Here is a 16431-nt window from a genome sequence, read left to right as displayed (position 1 = left end):
GACGGGTGCAACGGGAGCGGGAGCGACAGGAGCGCACGGGGCTGGGCCGGAGCAACCGGGGACACGGGAGCCACGGGAGGCTGTCGGCGCGACAGGTGCAACTGGAGCGGGGGCGACAGGAGCGACAGGGCTGGCCGGGGACACGGGAGCCACGGGAGCGGTCGGCGCGACGGGTGCAACGGGAGCGGGAGCGACAGGAGTCACGGGTATTACAGGGGACACGGGCCCAACCGGAGCAACAGGGTTGACTGGAGCAACCGGAGCTACAGGAGCAACCGGAGTCACAGGAACAATCGGCGTAACAGGAGCAACTGGAGCCGCAGGAGTTATGGGTGTTACAGGGGACACGGGCCCAACCGGAGCAACAGGAATTACGGGAAGCACAGGAGTAACGGGGGCAACCGGAGTCACAGGAGCAACAGGCGTAACAGGAACAACGGGAGCCGCAGGAATTACAGGTGTTACTGGTGTTACAGGGGACACGGGCCTAACGGGAGCAACAGGGTTGACTGGAGCAACCGGAGTCACAGGTTTAACAGGAGCAACGGCAGTCACAGGAGCAACGGGGGTAACGGGAGCCACAGGACCAAGCGGAACAACCGGATTCACAGGTTCAATCGGGGCAACCGGGGCAACAGGAGCAACCGGAGCAACCGGAGCCCAAGGAGTAACCGGGGTAACAGGTGTCACTGGACCAACCGGGGTAACGGGCGTGACCGGAGCGACTGGAATTACGGGAATCACGGGGGCAACCGGCTCCACAGGTTCAACAGGAGCAACCGGATTAACAGGTTCAACCGGGGCAACAGGAGCCACAGGCCCAACGGGAGCGACAGGAGCAACAGGAACCACAGGATTAACCGGGGTAACAGGCGGCACTGGACCAACAGGAATAACGGGAGCAACCGGAGCAACGGGAGCAACAGGAGCTGCAGGTTTAACAGGAGCAACTGGAACTACAGGGGCAACCGGGGTAACAGGTGGTGCTGGACCAACAGGACCAACAGGAGCGACAGGAGTCACAGGTTCAACAGGAACAACAGGAGCAACAGGAGCAACAGGAACTACGGGGTCAACCGGTATTGCAGGTACGGGGGCCATCATTCCTTTCGCATCCGGCACTCCTGTCGCATTGACGACGATTGCTGGGGGGCTTGCCGGAACGGGCGGGCTTGTCGGTTTTGGCAACTCCGTGTCGAGCGTCAATGTCGGAGGTGCCACGATTGATTTGACGGGCGCGGCGGGGACGCTGCTCAATTTTGCCTTCTCGGTTCCGCGTGCGGGTACGATTACTTCCTTGGCCGCATATTTCAGCACAACGGCTTCGCTAAGTCTGATCGGCTCTACGATTACAATCACGGCTACGCTGTACAGCTCGGCGACACCAAATAATACTTTCAGCCCGGTAGCCGGAGCTGTCGTTTCGCTCGCGCCGGCTCTTACCGGGACTCTGTCGATCGGAACCGTCAGCAACGGCCTGACGTCGGGTCTGTCCATCCCGGTAACCGCACAGACTAGACTGCTGCTGGTCTTCTCGGCGACGGCGACGGGTTTGACGCTCGTCAATACGGCGGCGGGTTATGCGAGCGCGGGGCTGGCGATCACTTGATTCCGGTGATGAAAGAAGGATGAAGCCAGTTTGGATTCATATAAAGATTTTTCCATGAACTAAAACCGATCATGGCCGGGTTCTGTCCGTCTAACATGACCGGGAATGCGGCCTGCGGCGGAGCGGAATCTTCGCCGCAGGCTTTTTCGCCTCCGGCGGCGCTGCCCGCTCCGCCTCCTTCTGTGCCGGAAGGGACAAGCCCGCCCGTTCACGAACGTCGGACCCTCCAAGGCGGCAATGGATTCCAAGCCAAGACACGGAAGCCTCTTTGTGCTATGATGATACAGGTTTTTTGGCGGAGACGCGGCCGGGAGCTCCAAGCTTCCGGCTGCGTCCATTTGCCGCACGCGGTTCGTAACCATCCCGCGTCACCAAAACTAGGGGGTAGTATGTTCATGTTCAATTTCACCTGGGGCGTGTTCTTCGTCCTGGTCAACTTCGCGCTGTTCCTGGCGTGTTATCGTTTCTTCGGCAAAAAAGGCCTCTATGCCTGGATCGGCTTCGCGACGGTTGTCGCGAATATCCAGGTGACGGAGACGATCTCCATGTTCGGCATCGTCATGACGCTCGGCAACACGATCTATGCGTCGCTTTACATGACGACGGACTTGATCAACGAGCGCTACGGCGGCAAGGAGGCCCGCCAGGCGGTATGGTTCGGCTTCTTCATTCTCATCGCCACAACGATCCTCATGCAGATGGTGCTCAAGTTTGATCCGGCGGAGACCGATTTCGCCCACGAATCGCTGTCGACCATCTTTGGCCTGATGCCGCGTCTGGCGCTGGCCAGCCTGAGCGCTTACTTCATCAGCCAGTTCCTGGACGTGCGCGTCTTCTCGGTGCTGAAACGGCGCTTCGGCGGACGCAACCAGTTCTGGATCCGCATCAACGGAAGCACGATCTTGAGCCAGTTCGTGGATTCGCTCGTCTTCTGCACGATCGCGTTTGCAGGAGTCAGCGGGTATACATGGGATATTTGGATTCAGATCTTCCTGACTACGTACGTGATGAAGTTCATCATCTCCATCGCTTCGACTCCGGTGCTCTATCTGGCGCGAACGTTCCGGTTCAAGGACGAATAAAGCCGCTCGGGGGCAGCCGCAGCAGCCCGGCCCGCATAATTGCGGCCGGGCTGCTGCCGTTTAGAAGGCGTATTCGCTGCGGCAGCGGATGAATTTTGGAAGGGAAAAAGCGTTGGATGTCGAATTCATTCCTTCCAAGACAAGGAGAGGTGGACAGCCTATGCAGGAGAGACCGCAGAACCATGAAGTGCCCGATTACGAGAAGCCTTATGTCGGGGCCGTTCCCGATGGAGACCTGCTCGCCATTCTGGAAGGACAGCAAGCCGACATGCTTGGCCTGCTGGATACGCTTGCGGAGGAACAGCTGGAATTCCGCTATGCGCCGGGCAAATGGAGCATTCGCCAAGTCATCGGCCATGTGGCCGACAACGAACGGATACTGGCCTACCGGCTTCTGCGTTTCGCACGCGGCGATGCCACGGAGCTGCCGGGCTACGACGAGAATCTTCTGGTTGCCGAGGGGCCTTTCACCAGCTGGACGAGGGCTCAGGCCGCGGCCGACTATTCCGCTGTGCGGCAGGCGACATTGACGCTGCTTCGCGGCTTGCGGCCGGAAGATTGGCAGCGCGAAGGCGTGGCCAACGGCCTGCGGCATTCGGTTCTGCTCCTGGCCTGCGTCATTGCCGGGCATGAGAAGCACCATCTGAACATCCTGCGTGAGCGTTATTTGAGGGAATAGAGAAGAGAGAGCCGGGGGCAGTTCCCCGGCTCTCTCTTTGCGAATTTCATCCTGGAGATTGGACCGCCTGCCTACCATGGGACGGCTTCTCTAGATGAGGTCCGGACAGAAGAGCATCCGCGGATAATTTCGTTTGCCAGATGGATTCTCCCGCGGTCAGGCTTGCGATTCGTTTCCGTGGGCTTTGATTCGTTTCAGCTGGGCGACGATCAGAATGCTGATTACGACGAGCAGGAACCAGGAGCTGAGCTTGCTCCAGTGGACCATCGTCCAGTCCAGCTCCTGGTCGGGGTAGCGCCAGGCGCCGAGAAAGGTGGAGATATTTTCGGCGATCCAGATGAACAGAGCGATCAACGCGAAGCTGAGCAGCATCGGCATGCGCATCGTTCTGCCTCCCGCCGTATAGGAGACGGTCGTGCGCCAGAACAAGAGGGCAAGCAGAGCTGTCAGCCACCAGCGAAGGTCGGGCAGCCAGTGATGGGTGAAGAAATTGGCATAGATCAGCAGGGCCGTCCCTGCGGCGGCATAGGAATTGGGCCAGCGGTGGAATTGAAGGCCGAGCCTTCTCCAGGCCTGGCAAATATAGCTGCCCACGCTGGCGTACATGAAGCCGCTGTAGAGCGGAACGCCGCCGAGCTTGCTCCAGGCCTCGCCGGGATAGCTCCATGAACCCATGTTTACCTTGAACAGCTCCAGCGCCAGGCCGATGAGATGGAACAAGGTGATGACCTTGAGCTCATCCCATGTCTCCAGCCGCGTCCATATCATCGCCGCCTGGGCCGCCAGACAGATGACGAGGAGCAGATCATAGCGGGATAATCCAGGAACATGCACAAGCTTGGTCATTCCGAGCGAAGCGAAGATGACAATCGGAAAGGCGCAGCTGAGCGCCTGGCTCCAGCCGAAGGCCAGCAGGGTGCGGAGGCTTGCTGCCGGAGACCAGGCTCCGAAGCGGCCGGTCAGGCTTTTCAGCATGATTTCAGCTCCTTTGAAGCCATGAACGAATGGGGTTGGAAAAAAGTTTCCACACGAGCAGGGAAGCCGGAAGCGGAAGCTTGCCCGCTTACGCGGCTTGGCGGCAAAAAAGGATGTCGGCAAAAAAACAGGACCGCGGGCAGCGGTCCTGTTCCAATGAATAGTTGCGGAGCTTCATGGAATGATTCTCGTCCAGGCCACGCTTCGTCTTGCAATGGCGGCACAAGGAGCCGGACGCCGACTAGCCGAGCCGCGCCGAGAGTACGGCTGCGAAGCGCTCCAGCTGCACGCGGTCGATATCGTCGAAGCGGTTCAGGATCGGGCTGTCGATGTCGAGCACGCCGATCAGGCGGCCGTCTGCCGTCAACAGAGGCACGACGATCTCCGACTGCGAAGCGGCATCGCAGGCGATATGGCCCGGAAAGGCGTGCACGTCAGGGACGAGCATCGTTTCCTTGCGCTCCGCCGCGGTGCCGCAGACGCCGCGCCCGACCGGGATGCGGACGCAGGCCGGAAGCCCTTGGAACGGGCCGAGCACGAGTCCCTGCTCGTCGAGCAGGTAGAATCCCGCCCAGTTGATATCGGCGAGGAATTGCGCGAGCAGCGCCGAGGCGTTCGCCAGGTTGGCGATGGCGTTCGGCTCGTCCTCGATCAGCGCTTCGAGCTGGCGGATGACCGTCCCGTACTGCTCTTCGCGGGTTCCGTCGTAAGTGACTGTATGGAACATTTGCTTCTTCCCCTTTCTTCGTGGACTTACAATATCATATCTGCGGCACTGCGGTAAATGGCATGGAGGTCCAGTTATTGACCGATCGTTCTGAAACGAATATACTGGACTAAAACTTGAAGCCGATAGGAACAAAATGGAGGTGCAGGATGGCCAGACCGAAGGAGTTCGACCCTGCGAAGGCGCTGGACCAGGCGCTGGAAGCATTTTGGGATCAAGGCTACGAAGCCGCATCCGTGCAGGGGCTGTGCTCTGCCATGGGCATCAACAGGGGAAGCCTTTATGATACGTTCGGAGACAAGGAGACGCTCTTCACCGCCTGCATGGATCGTTTCCGCGCCTTGCAGGAGCAAGGGCTCTACCGGATCCTGGAACGCCGGGAAGAAGATCCGCAGGAGCAGCTGCGGCTGTTCTTCGATGCGGTCGTCGAGTCTTCGCTCGTGAACTTTTCCCGGGGCAGAGGGTGCTTCATGACGAACACGACGCTAGGCTCGTCGGTCCGTCTCCCCTCGATCGCGCAGCGTGTGGAGGGTTATCATCTCTATACCGAAGACGTGCTGCTGCGTTTTCTGGAGGATGCGTCGAAGCGCGGATTGACCAAGGATGGCTTGCAGCCTCGAGAGGCGGCGCGCTTCCTGCTTGCCATCAAGCAGGGAATTCATGTCACCGCACGCACGGAAGCGGGTCGGAGCATGCTGGAGGATGTATGCCGGATGGCTGTGAATGCCGTATTTTGAGCGGCGTTTGCGCGCTCTTTTTTGAACGATCGTTCCAATAACCTGTCCAACCGAAAGGAAGTGTCTCTAATGAAAAGAATGCTCGGCATCCTCATCATCATGTCGCTGGTCGCCACATCGGTGTCCTCCTTGTTTCCGCTGTACCATCGGGACTATGGCCTGAACAGCCTGGAGCTGACCCTGCTGTTCGCCAGCTACGCGGCCGTCCTGCTTCCTGTCCTGCTCCTGACCGGAGTCCGTGCCGCTTCCTGGGGGCACAAGCGGGTCATACGGGTCGGAATCTGGCTGTCGATCGCCTCGTCGCTTCTGTTCATGCTCAGTACCGACGCCTGGATGCTGTATGCGGCGAGAATGGCCGAAGGAGCGGCATACGGCCTGTTCACGGGAACGGCGACCCCGTTCCTGCTTCGCCACACGCCGTCGTCCCGGACGGGGAAAGCGATTCTGCTGTCCGGCATGACCGTTTCCCTCGGCTTCGGAATCGGGCCCGCCATTACCGGACTGTTCGCCCAGTATGCTCCTGTCATGCCTTCACGGCTCCCGTATGCCCTGTTCATCGCCCTTCTGCTGGCATGCGCGGCTGTGCTGGAGACGCTCCATTCGCATGAGGAGGAGAACACAGGGGTACAGGCGCCGGACTTGGATAGAGATGCAGCAAGCGGAGCCGGGCTCCATAGAATTCCTGCGGCCGATGCCGCAAGCGCGCTCGGAGCGGAAGGGAAGAGCCGTGAGCGCCGGGGCGCGCTGCTCGGCGTCCCGGCATCCATCGGCAGACATTTCTGGACTATGAGCGCTTTGTCGGGGTTCACCATTTTCACCTTGAACGGGATTGTCCTCTCGCTCATTCCGACATTCGTCACGAACGTTCTCCACAGCTCCAATCTCTCCATCAGCGGCCTGCTGGTGCTGCTGCTGCTTGGAGGCGGCGCCTTGACGCAGCTGATTCCCCTTCCATTGAATCCCGTCGTGCGCCTGCGGGCCGGGCTGCTCATTCTGGCAGCCGGCGCCTGGACAGTCGTGCTCTCGGGCCATGAAGGAAGCCTCGGCCTGTTATGGTTTGGCGTCGGCCTGCAGGCGCTCGGCAGCGGCTGGTCCTTCCAGGCCAGCCTTCGCTTCGCCGGCGAGCTGCCCCGCCCCGCAGACCGTCCGCGCGTCATCACGACCTATTACCTCGCAGCCTACTCCGGCTTTATCGTTCCGATGACCGGGCTCGGAGTGCTCAGCTATGCCTTCGGCATGTCGGCGGCGATGGTGGTGCTGAACATTCTCGGCCTGCTGCTTGTGCTCTACGCCGCCTTTTATTCCGTAGGGTTCAAGCGCGAGTACGGCGCGCTGCTGAAATGCCGGGCCGCCGCATCCGTCAGTGGGGGGGCGCCCGGCAGCGGCGGAAGGCTGATCGATAAAGAGACAGCCGCAGGCCTATCAGGCCTGCGGCTGTCAGTCCAGCTGGCAGGTCGCAGACCGCTCGCTTACGGCGGGCGCGTCATTCCGGAGAAGCGGCTGCCCGTCTATTCCACTGGTTATTTAAGGCAAGACGGGGAGAACGGACCGGGCTTGCCGTCTCCCTTGCCATCGTCGAGCGCTGCAAGCCGGCAGCCATAGTCGTTCTGAAAAAAATAGAAATGCATATTAATCGTATGATGAACCGCTATCCCATGGGTCGCCGCCAGTTCAGAAAGGAGGAATAGCCAGCGATAGAATGATCATCCTGTTTTGGCTTCGCAAATGTAATCGATTATATTTCAAAGAAAGGTTGTGTTCCTGATGAGTCTTCCTTCTTTCCTCCAAAAAAAGCTGGCTTTTACGTTAGCGCTTCTGGTCGGTATTTTGATGATCGCATTTCCGCCAGCCAAAGCATCCGCAGCGACTCTATACAGCCTCCAAGCCCGAGCCAACAACAGTTATGTCAGTGCCGACAATTATGGCAGCAATCCTTTAGTGGCCAACCGGACTTCGGCCAGCGCATGGGAACAATTCCAGGTGATCAACAATTCGGATGGCACCATCTCTCTCCTGTCCATGGCCAACAACAGGTATGTGGCGGCCGATCTTAATCAAGGAGCCAAGCTGATTGCCAGAAGCGCCAGCATCCAGCAATGGGAGAAATTCACGAAGGTCGTCTTGGCGGACGGAACCATCGCGCTAAGAGCCTTGGCCAACAATCAGTATGTATCGACCGATTTGAACAACGGCGCGGTTCTGGCGGCGAACAGAGCTGCTGTAGGCGGCTCATGGGAAGCATACAACCTTGTCAGCACCGGCTCTACGGGCGCGGGCGTATCCAAGCCTGCCGAAGCTCCCGGCTATATTTGGAACTATGCGGTGAATGCGGACAATCGGTTTGGCAAAAACGGCGATTTCGCTTTGCTCCTCTGTGCCGTGATCAAAAAAGAAACGAACTATGGCACCTATACATCCGGTCCATCCGGTGCGGATGGACTGATGCAGGTGGAGCCCAACACAAGAAACGGCTATTCCAGCCAGTTCCTCTCTACATTCGGGCATGCCTACAACCACGGCGATCAGCAGGACCAAGTGTATATGGGAGCCATGATTCTAAATGATATGATCAATAGGGGAGGATACATCTGGAAAGGGTTGGCGCTCTACAACGGGGGACCCAACTGGTATCCGGGAGCGACGGATTCCTACGGCCGTGTCATCCATGCCGAGCAATACGCTGACGAGGTCTATGCCACCTACCGCAGCTACGGCGGCGTGAACTGAGACGAACGAATCCGGGCCAGGGCGCCCATGAGAAGCACCGTTGTTTTTCATTATGATCGGCCCCTCTTCTTCCTTGCCGCATGCTGACTATAAAGGGCGGCTCTATAGGCCAAGGCTGGCGGACTTCCCTTCCATTGTGAGGGGGAGTCCGCCAGCGCTGGTATCGGCAGGAACCGCTCCTCGCAATTTCTGCACATGCAAAAGCCGGCATCTCCCCCTGAGGCAGAGGCCGGCTTGGGCCTTGTACTGGATGCGCTCCATAGGGGCGTCGATCGCCTCATGGACGATCCCTCGCAGCCGGGCGGCATGCTCCCGCTGCCAAGGCTCCTTCACGGCTCCGGATTCATGGCCATTCCCCTTCTTATAAGATTGAAAATACGGTTGCCAAGGCGAAGAGGACCGCGATGGCGGCAGCCGTCATCGCGAATCCCTTGACATAGCTGCGGGCGAAGGACGGCCCTTCCTGCGGCTCGCGGCCGGACCACTTCCAGATGGCTCCAAGCGCGAGACCGGCCAGCGCGATCCGGACGGCAAAGCGGAGAAGGTTCAGGATGTAGTCCCGCAATGGAAGCTCGGCCACGCTCTTTACTCGACCGGAAATCTGCGTGACGGAGTCGGGCACGAGGAGCAGTCCCAGGGCCAGGCCGAGCAGAAACGTGTACAGGGCCGTTTTGAGCAGGTAACGCTCCATAGGCCGGATTCCTCCTTTCTATCTTTCGATGGACCCGTTCTTTAGAGGGCTCATCGCTGTTCTGTATTTGAAAAAGCTTCCGATCCTCCATACGGCGATGTAGCAGACGGCGATCGACATCGTGAGAAAGACGAATTGGCCCGGCTGCAAATGTTGCAGGTACCGGGACAAAGCCAGCCTGAGAACGATGACGGCTAGGATGACATACTTGAAATTCGCATTCGGCTTCGTATAGACGCGCCCGTCCGCATTCAGCTCGTATCCGGTATGGTACAGCATCACGGCGCCAAGCGCGATCCCGATCAGCACGGCGCACAGCTCCTCCCACAGGGGAGGGTATTGCACGGCTTGGCCGGTTGCAGACAGGGACGACACGCTGGCGAAGAAGCCGAGCAGCACGAACAGAATCGGCAGCATCATGAGCCACCCGCCGGCGCGGATCGGACGGGCCTGGGAGGAGCGCACGGAACGGCGCCAGTAGACGAGAAGCAGTACAAGCAGGATGAAGCCATAGGTGCCTAGCATTTCCGAATTCAAATTCCTCACTCCTTGAGCGGCCGCTGGGGCGGGATTGCTGTATAGGATAAGTGTAGGCTTATTCCCAATTCCATACAATAGCGAATAGGCTCGAAATTTTATTTCAACGACAACTTTGGTTTAGGCCGAATTCGCCATTGACGATCGAGAGGGGGCTGAAGTACAGTAACGGAATGGAAGGAAGTGTTCGTATGTCAGGGGAACAAACGGCGGGTGCCGTCAAGCCCGCCAAGGGCTGGGGCGTCTACCGGGAGATGCTGGCCCGCTACGTTTTTCCGCAGCGCCGGCTGCTGTGGAGCCTTGCGGCGCTGCTGCTCGTCTCGATCGGGCTGCAGCTGGTCAATCCGCAGATTATCCGGTATTTCATCGACAGCGCCCAAAGCCAAGGAAGCATCACGGCGCTGTACTATGCGGCGGGTCTGTTCATCGCTTTTTCTTTGCTTCAGCAGGGAGTATCGGTAGCGGCGGCCTACTTCAGCGAGAATCTCGGCTGGACGACGACGAACAAGCTGCGCGCGGAGCTCGCCGAGCATTGCCTGTCGCTGGATATGAGCTTCCACAAGACGCAGACGTCGGGCTCCCTGATCGAGCGGGTGGACGGCGACGTCAACGCGCTGGCGAATTTTTTCTCCAGCTTCATCATCCATCTGGCCGGCAACATCGTCCTGATGCTCGGCATCCTGGCGCTGCTGTTCCGCGAGAGCTTCTGGATCGGACTTGTCATGACGGCGTTCGTCGTCGGGGCCGTCTACGTCATCCAGTGGATCCGCAAGTTCAACGTGCCCGTGTGGAAGAACTGGAGGCAGATCAACGCCGAGTTCTACGGCTTCATCGGGGAGCATCTGGAGGGCACCGAGGACACCCGGGCCAACGGAGCGGCGGGCTACGTCATGAACCGCTTCTATGAGATGACGCGCCGCATGCTGCCTATCCGCATGCGGGCCTTCCTCGGATTCTGCATGATGTGGAGCACGACGATCCTGGTGTTCGCGCTCGGCAACGCGGCGGCGTTCATCGTCTGCGCGATCCTGTGGAAGAACGGCCAGAGCGGCCTGACGATCGGCTCCATCTATCTGGTGTTCTATTATACGGAGCAGCTGGCGAAGCCGATCGAGAAGATCCGCACCCAGCTGGAGGATCTGCAAAAAGCGGACGCCAGCCTCATGCGCGTGCGCGATCTGCTGGCGACGAAGCCGCTGATCCAGGACGGGCCGGGAGCTCCGCTGCCTGATGGGCCGCTCGCGGTGGAATTCCGCGATCTGGAATTCGCCTACGAGGAAGGCGGCCGCGCCACGCTCGACCATCTGCAGCTGAGGCTCGAGCCGGGACAGACGCTCGGCCTGCTGGGACGGACCGGCAGCGGCAAGACGACGATCGCGCGCCTGCTGCTGCGCTTTTACGATCCGCAGTCGGGCGCCATCGAGCTGGCGGGGACGGACATCCGCCAGTTCAAGCTCCACGAGCTGCGCCGCAAGGTGGCGATGGTGACGCAGAACATCGAGATTCTGGAGGGAAGCGTCCGCGACAACCTGACGCTGTTCGACGACAGCATCCGGGAGGAGAGGATCGCCGAGGTGCTCAAGGATCTGGGTCTCGGCGCCTGGTATGAGGCGCTGCCTGACGGCCTGGACACGATGCTCGCCTCCGGCGGAGGCAGCCTGTCGGCCGGAGAAGCGCAGCTGCTCGCCTTCGCCCGCGTCTTCCTGACGAATCCCGGCCTCGTCATTCTCGACGAAGCCAGCTCGCGTCTCGACCCTCTGACGGAAGCCCGCATCGAAGCGGCCGTCGACCGGCTGCTGGAGGAGAAGACCTGCATCATCATCGCCCACCGGCTGGCGACGATCCAGCGGGCCGATCGGATTCTGATCCTCGAGAACGGCCGGATGCTGGAGAGCGGACGCCGCGAGGAGCTTGCAGCCGATCCGCAGTCGCGGTTCAGCCGCATGCTGGCTGTAGGGATGGAGGAGGTGCTGGCATGAAGACTAGACATTTTTTCTGGCGGCTAATCGGCTACCGGCCCGGCTTGTATCTGCTCAACCTGTTGACCTGGTCGCTTATCCATATGGCTCCTCTCGTGCCCGGCCTGCTGACCAAAGCCTATTTCGACCATCTGGAAGGAACGTACGAGTTCCCCTACGGCGTATGGGCGATCGCGGCTCTCCTCGTCGCCGCGGCGCTGGCCCGGATCGCCCTGATCTTCGGAGGCTTCCTGACCGACGTCAACTTCCGCTTCCGGATGGCGATGCTGATCCGTCGCAATATGCTCTCCCATGTGCTGAGACAGCCGGGCGCGAGGGCGATTCCGACTTCGCCGGGCGAGGCGATCAGCAACTTCCGCGACGACGTCGATCATACGGAGGAAGCGATGAGCTGGTCGGTCGACACGCTCGGCCTCGTCGGCTTTGTCGTCGTTGCGAGCTGGATTCTCGTCTCGATCGACGCCCAACTGACCGTATTCGTGTTCGTGCCGCTCATCCTCGTCGTCACGGCGGCCCAGATCGCGACGGCGCGCATCCACAAGTTCCGCGCCGCCAGCCGGGAATCGACGGCCAAGGTGACGGGCGCGATCAGCGAGATGTTCTCCAACGTGCAGGCCATTCAAGTGGCGGGCGCAGAGAAGCGCATCGTGGACCGGTTCGTAGCCTTGAGCGAGAACCGCCGCCAGAATATGGTCAAGGACAAGCTGCTGACCGAAACGCTGTCGTCCGTGTTCACCAACTCCGTCAATCTGGGGACGGGCCTCATTCTCGTGCTCGCAGGCTATAAGATGCGCAGTGGAGGCTTCACCGTCGGCGACCTGTCGCTGTTCGTGTACTACCTCACCTTCGTCACCCAGCTGACTTCGAACGTCGGCAACTTCATGACCTACTACAAACAGATGGCGGTCAGCTTCGAGCGCATCAAGGCGATGCTGCAGGGGGCGCCGGCTTCTGTTCTGACAGCGGCCCGATATATCGGCCTTGGCAAGCGTGTCGGGGGACGGCCGGACAGGGCGGCATTCCCGGCTTCCCATCACGCTGAGCAAGCGGCGCCTGGCGCAGGCGGACCGGAGACGGGAACGGCTGGCCGGCCGGCTTCCGTGCGGAGAAGCCGGAACATGGACGACGAGCTGCCGTATTTCCAGGCGCCACCGCTGGAAATGCTGGAGGCAAGGGGGCTTACATACCGCTATCCGGAGACGGGGCGCGGCATCGAAGGCATCGATCTGAACATCCGGCGGGGCTCCTTCACTGTCGTTACGGGCATGATCGGGAGCGGCAAGACGACGCTCGTGCGCTCGCTGCTCGGCCTCCTGCCGGCCGAGGCCGGCGATATCCGCTGGAACGGCGAGCTTGTCGGGAATCCGGCCGACTTCTTCGTGCCGCCGCAGAGCGCGTACACCGCCCAGATTCCGCGCCTGTACAGCGACCAGCTGCGGCACAACATCCTGCTGGGAGCGGAGGATCGCCCGGGCGGCGTGGAGCGCGCCTTGCATGCGGCCGTGATGGAAGAGGACATGAACAATCTCGAGCATGGCCTCAGCACGATGGTCGGGCCTCGCGGCGTCAAGCTCTCGGGCGGCCAGGCCCAGCGCACGGCGGCGGCCCGCATGCTGGTGCGCGACGCGCAGCTGTATGTGTTCGACGACTTGTCGAGCGCTCTCGACGTGGAGACGGAACGCCGGCTGTGGGAGAGGCTGTTCACCGAGAAAGGGGACGCGGCCTGCCTCGTCGTTTCGCACCGCAAGGCTGCTTTGACCCATGCAGACCACATCATTGTGATGAACGGCGGCAAGGTTGAGGCGGAAGGCACGGCCGAGGAGCTGCTGAAGACAAGCGACAGCTTCCGCCAGCTGTGGTACGGCGAAGAAACCGGCTGAATGGATGAATGGCCGATTGTCCGTGCAGAGCGGAATCGCACCAGCTTTAGGACCTTACAAGAAGAGGCTGTCCGCAAGTCATGAACATGACTACGGACAGTCTCTTTCCTTTTTTTTGGCGCTCCGGCTCCATTGCAATCAGGGATAAGCTCAAACGGCCTGCATCAAGAAAGCAGAAAGTCGGTAACGGACACCTTTGGGAAATTTCATTCATCGGGACCATCTTCGCATTCATGCGGTCGCTCCCTTTCCTTTCCCTGGCTGCAGGTCGAAGGGCCTGCCGGCTTGGGCAAAAAAGCCCTGCCATCTGGCAGGACCGGACAAGCGAAGCGTATGGATGCCGATTCAGAGCAAATAATGATACACATACGTTTTTCCGCACATATTGCGCATATCCGCGTCGTAGACGCGAATTCGAAGCACGTCGCTGACCGTCAGCGACTGGATATAGTCATTCAGCTCGGATTGGCGCTGGAACACGAGCTCCGGCTGCTGCTCATCCTGCCCATCCGCATACCGCAGCGTCCAGGTAGACATAAGGCGGATCCTCCATCTCCTACAGTGAACTCGGATAGATTCAGTTTCTCCTATATTCAATCAACCTAATCAGAACCCGTGAAACCGGATCATCAGGCCGGCCGCAGGCTGTCGCGGACGATGCCCGCAAGGGACAGCTTCTCGTCGGGCGGAAGCCATTCGGCGAGCCTCGCGGCAGCGAGAACCGGCATCCAGGCTTCGAGTTCTCCGCGCTCCAAGCCGCTCAGCCGCAGGTAGGTGCGAAGATAGCGGGAGAGCAGCAATCTGCGGACGGAGGTCAGAATGAGCTCGAAGGCGCGAGAGGACTCCTCCGGGAGCGAGCCCGTGCGCAGCATGAGCACGGTGCGGGCGGCATCCGCGGCAGGGTGGCCGTAGCTGGCGGTCATCCAGTCGATGATCCAGCCTTTGCGGCCGTCGATCATGATGTTGTCGGGATGAAGGTCGCCGTGGAGAAGCTGGCGGCCGACGGGCAGCTTCTCCAGGCTGGCGAGAACGCCTTCCTTCTCTTCGCGGGACAAAATAGGCGCCGCTTCGATCTTCTCCCGCAGCGCTTCCTTGAGGCAGGGCAGCCCGGAGTCCGGTCCGGCGCCCGTACGGTGCACGGCTACATGTAGACGAGCCATATGAGCCGCATCGCGGAAAAGATTCCACGGCTTCTGAACGAGCCGGCGCAGCATCGTGCTGCCGGACAGGCGCTCGTAGACGATGGCGGGGCGGTCTTCCCATTCCAGCAGCTGCTCCGGCTTGGGAGTGGGCAGGCCGGCTTTGACCGCGAAGCGTCCGGCCTTGAATTCGAACTCGGCATAGGCGCGCGGCATGCCTTCCTTGAAGATTTTCAGCAGGCGGTTCTGCCCATAAAGACGGATTTGCGCGGTACGGCCCTGTGCCAGTACCGCTCCGGGTGCATGCTCCATGGGTATTTTCATCTCCGATCCTAGAGGCAAGGTTCTCGTACAAAATACCTATTCTGGAAACGATTCCATAATCCTTCTTCTCCCAGACAAGGAATCGGGCCTCTGTAGCGCGGGAGAGCCCGGTTATGGTACGCTCAAGGTACTTGAACCGGGAGGTGAGTTTATTGTTCGAGCTTCATGAATTGCTGTCGTGGATCTGGTCCATCGGCATCGTCTGCTCCGCGGCTTATTATTATTTTGCCTGGTTCCATGATGCCGTCCAGGATGGCGGCTGGCGCCCCTCCGGAGTGCGCTTCGCGCCTCCGGGGGCGCCGAAGAGCGCCGCGATTCCAAGCCCGCTGCGGCTGCGGCTGGTCCGCCTGTCCAAGCGCAAGGATTCCCCCGATGATGACGGAGCGGATTGCCTCTCCCTCTTCCAAGGCCGCTCAGCCAACGAATGGGGAGGATATTATTCATGGACACGAACAAGGACCGCCGATTCGCGGTTGCGGATGAGGTAACGAACAACCGCCGGAACGAAGCTCCGCGCAAGCGCAAATTCTGGAGCCGTCCGGCCAAGGCGATCGCCGCCGCGGGCAGCCTGCTGCTGCTCGCGGGATGCGGAGCCAAAGGAACCATCGACTCGGATACACCGGGATTTTTCAACCATTACGTCGTTTATCCGCTATCCTGGGTGCTGGAGCACCTCGCTTCTTTCTTCAGCGACAACTATGGCCTCGCCCTGATCGCCGTCACGCTGCTCGTGCGTCTCGTGCTCATGCCGCTCATGCTCCGGCAGTACCGGAGCCAGCAGATCATGAAGGGCAAGATGAAGAGGATGCAGCCGGAGCTCGACGACCTCAAGGCGCGCCATGCCGACAAGTCGCCGGAGACGATGCAGAAGCAGCAGCAGGAAATGATGGAGCTGTACAAAAAGCACGGCTACAATCCGCTGGCCATCGGCTGCCTGCCGATGCTGATCCAGCTGCCGATTCTGACGGGGCTGTATTACGCCATTCGGATGAGCCCCGATCTGGCCAGCCACACGTTTCTGTGGTTCCAGCTGGGCAAGCCGGACATCATCCTGCCTTTCCTGGCCGCCGCCGTATACTTCGTGCAAGCCAAAGTATCCCAGAGAGGCGTCGAACAGACGGACATGCAGCGCCAAATGGGCTGGATCATGTACCTATCGCCGATCATGATGGGCTTCTTCTCCTTCACGGCTCCCGCAGCGCTGCCGCTGTACTGGGCCGTCGGCGGCATCATCGTCATCCTGCAGACGCTGCTTGGGCAGCGGCTGTTCCGCCATTTGGCGGAGCCCGGACATCCGGAGGCGGCGGACAGCGGTCCGGCTGCTCCCGGCGGGCTCGCGCTGGCG

General features: G+C 60.3%; 15 protein-coding genes and 1 pseudogene. 10 read left to right on the top strand and 6 right to left on the bottom strand.

Going from position 1 to position 16431, the window contains the following annotated elements; all coding sequences use genetic code 11:
* The 3 genes and pseudogenes from BN871_RS26565 to BN871_RS04830 form a co-directional block, all read left to right on the top strand.
* Positions 1 to 1609: pseudogene (locus BN871_RS26565) on the top strand (exosporium glycoprotein BclB-related protein); the annotation flags it as partial.
* Positions 1610 to 2004: 395 nt separating this feature from the next.
* Positions 2005 to 2691: a queuosine precursor transporter gene (locus BN871_RS04835; protein WP_048744866.1), complete on the top strand. Its 687-nt coding sequence runs from the start codon at positions 2005 to 2007 to the stop codon at positions 2689 to 2691.
* A 160-nt stretch (positions 2692 to 2851) separates the two neighbouring features.
* The gene (locus BN871_RS04830) at positions 2852 to 3370 is read left to right on the top strand and encodes a DinB family protein (protein WP_048744861.1); all 519 of its coding nucleotides are present in this window, start codon (positions 2852 to 2854) and stop codon (positions 3368 to 3370) included.
* A 156-nt stretch (positions 3371 to 3526) separates the two neighbouring features.
* On the opposite strand, the gene BN871_RS04825 is transcribed toward BN871_RS04830, so the two are convergent.
* Together BN871_RS04825 and BN871_RS04820 are read right to left on the bottom strand one after the other, a co-directional pair.
* Positions 3527 to 4345: a DUF817 domain-containing protein gene (locus BN871_RS04825; protein ID WP_048744860.1), complete on the bottom strand. Its 819-nt coding sequence runs from the start codon at positions 4343 to 4345 to the stop codon at positions 3527 to 3529.
* Between the two features lie 241 nt (positions 4346 to 4586).
* Positions 4587 to 5072: a GAF domain-containing protein gene (locus BN871_RS04820; RefSeq protein WP_048744859.1), complete on the bottom strand. Its 486-nt coding sequence runs from the start codon at positions 5070 to 5072 to the stop codon at positions 4587 to 4589.
* A 149-nt stretch (positions 5073 to 5221) separates the two neighbouring features.
* Between BN871_RS04820 and BN871_RS04815 the strand changes: the two genes are divergently transcribed.
* From BN871_RS04815 to BN871_RS27460, 3 genes are all read left to right on the top strand, one after another.
* Positions 5222 to 5809 carry a TetR/AcrR family transcriptional regulator gene (locus tag BN871_RS04815; RefSeq protein WP_048744858.1) on the top strand — a complete coding sequence of 196 codons (588 nt, stop codon included), beginning with the start codon at positions 5222 to 5224 and terminating at the stop codon, positions 5807 to 5809.
* Positions 5810 to 5878: 69 nt separating this feature from the next.
* A complete protein-coding gene (locus BN871_RS04810; RefSeq protein ID WP_048744857.1) occupies positions 5879 to 7411 on the top strand; it encodes an MFS transporter in 1533 nt (510 codons plus the stop codon).
* A gap of 336 nt (positions 7412 to 7747) precedes the next feature.
* A complete protein-coding gene (locus tag BN871_RS27460; protein ID WP_232312812.1) occupies positions 7748 to 8536 on the top strand; it encodes a transglycosylase SLT domain-containing protein in 789 nt (262 codons plus the stop codon).
* Positions 8537 to 8897: 361 nt separating this feature from the next.
* Here the strand turns inward: BN871_RS27460 and BN871_RS04795 are convergent, their stop codons facing one another.
* Together BN871_RS04795 and BN871_RS04790 are read right to left on the bottom strand one after the other, a co-directional pair.
* Positions 8898 to 9227, bottom strand: coding sequence for a hypothetical protein (locus tag BN871_RS04795; RefSeq protein ID WP_021881828.1), 330 nt, complete (start codon positions 9225 to 9227; stop codon positions 8898 to 8900).
* A gap of 18 nt (positions 9228 to 9245) precedes the next feature.
* On the bottom strand, positions 9246 to 9764 hold the full coding sequence (locus BN871_RS04790; protein WP_048744856.1) for a CcdC protein domain-containing protein: 519 nt from the start codon (positions 9762 to 9764) through the stop codon (positions 9246 to 9248).
* A 191-nt stretch (positions 9765 to 9955) separates the two neighbouring features.
* On the opposite strand from BN871_RS04790, the gene BN871_RS04785 reads away from it, so the two are divergent.
* The gene (locus BN871_RS04785; RefSeq protein ID WP_083436245.1) at positions 9956 to 11743 is read left to right on the top strand and encodes an ABC transporter ATP-binding protein; all 1788 of its coding nucleotides are present in this window, start codon (positions 9956 to 9958) and stop codon (positions 11741 to 11743) included.
* The gene (locus BN871_RS04780; protein ID WP_048744855.1) at positions 11740 to 13623 is read left to right on the top strand and encodes an ABC transporter ATP-binding protein; all 1884 of its coding nucleotides are present in this window, start codon (positions 11740 to 11742) and stop codon (positions 13621 to 13623) included. The genes BN871_RS04785 and BN871_RS04780 overlap by 4 nt, the downstream gene beginning before the upstream one ends.
* Positions 13624 to 13968: 345 nt before the next feature.
* On the opposite strand, the gene BN871_RS04775 is transcribed toward BN871_RS04780, so the two are convergent.
* Both BN871_RS04775 and BN871_RS04770 read right to left on the bottom strand, forming a co-directional pair.
* Positions 13969 to 14160, bottom strand: coding sequence for a hypothetical protein (locus BN871_RS04775; RefSeq protein ID WP_021882196.1), 192 nt, complete (start codon positions 14158 to 14160; stop codon positions 13969 to 13971).
* A 92-nt stretch (positions 14161 to 14252) separates the two neighbouring features.
* A complete protein-coding gene (locus tag BN871_RS04770) occupies positions 14253 to 15074 on the bottom strand; it encodes a phosphotransferase (RefSeq protein WP_048744854.1) in 822 nt (273 codons plus the stop codon).
* A gap of 125 nt (positions 15075 to 15199) precedes the next feature.
* Here BN871_RS04770 and BN871_RS04765 point away from each other — a divergent pair, with 125 nt between their 5' ends.
* Positions 15200 to 15574 (top strand): hypothetical protein, encoded by a 375-nt coding sequence (locus BN871_RS04765; RefSeq protein WP_021882194.1) that lies wholly within the window; start codon positions 15200 to 15202, stop codon positions 15572 to 15574.
* A partial coding sequence (yidC, locus tag BN871_RS04760) for a membrane protein insertase YidC (protein WP_157060203.1) occupies positions 15529 to 16431 on the top strand: 903 nt, incomplete at its 3' end. The genes BN871_RS04765 and yidC, both read left to right, overlap by 46 nt.

It is taken from the genome of Paenibacillus sp. P22 (assembly GCF_000469945.2).
In the GTDB taxonomy this organism is placed as follows: Bacteria; Bacillota; Bacilli; order Paenibacillales; family Paenibacillaceae; genus Paenibacillus_O; species Paenibacillus_O humicus.
The sequence above is the reverse complement of the archived record's forward strand: the minus strand, read 5'-3'. Positions and strand labels throughout refer to the sequence as shown.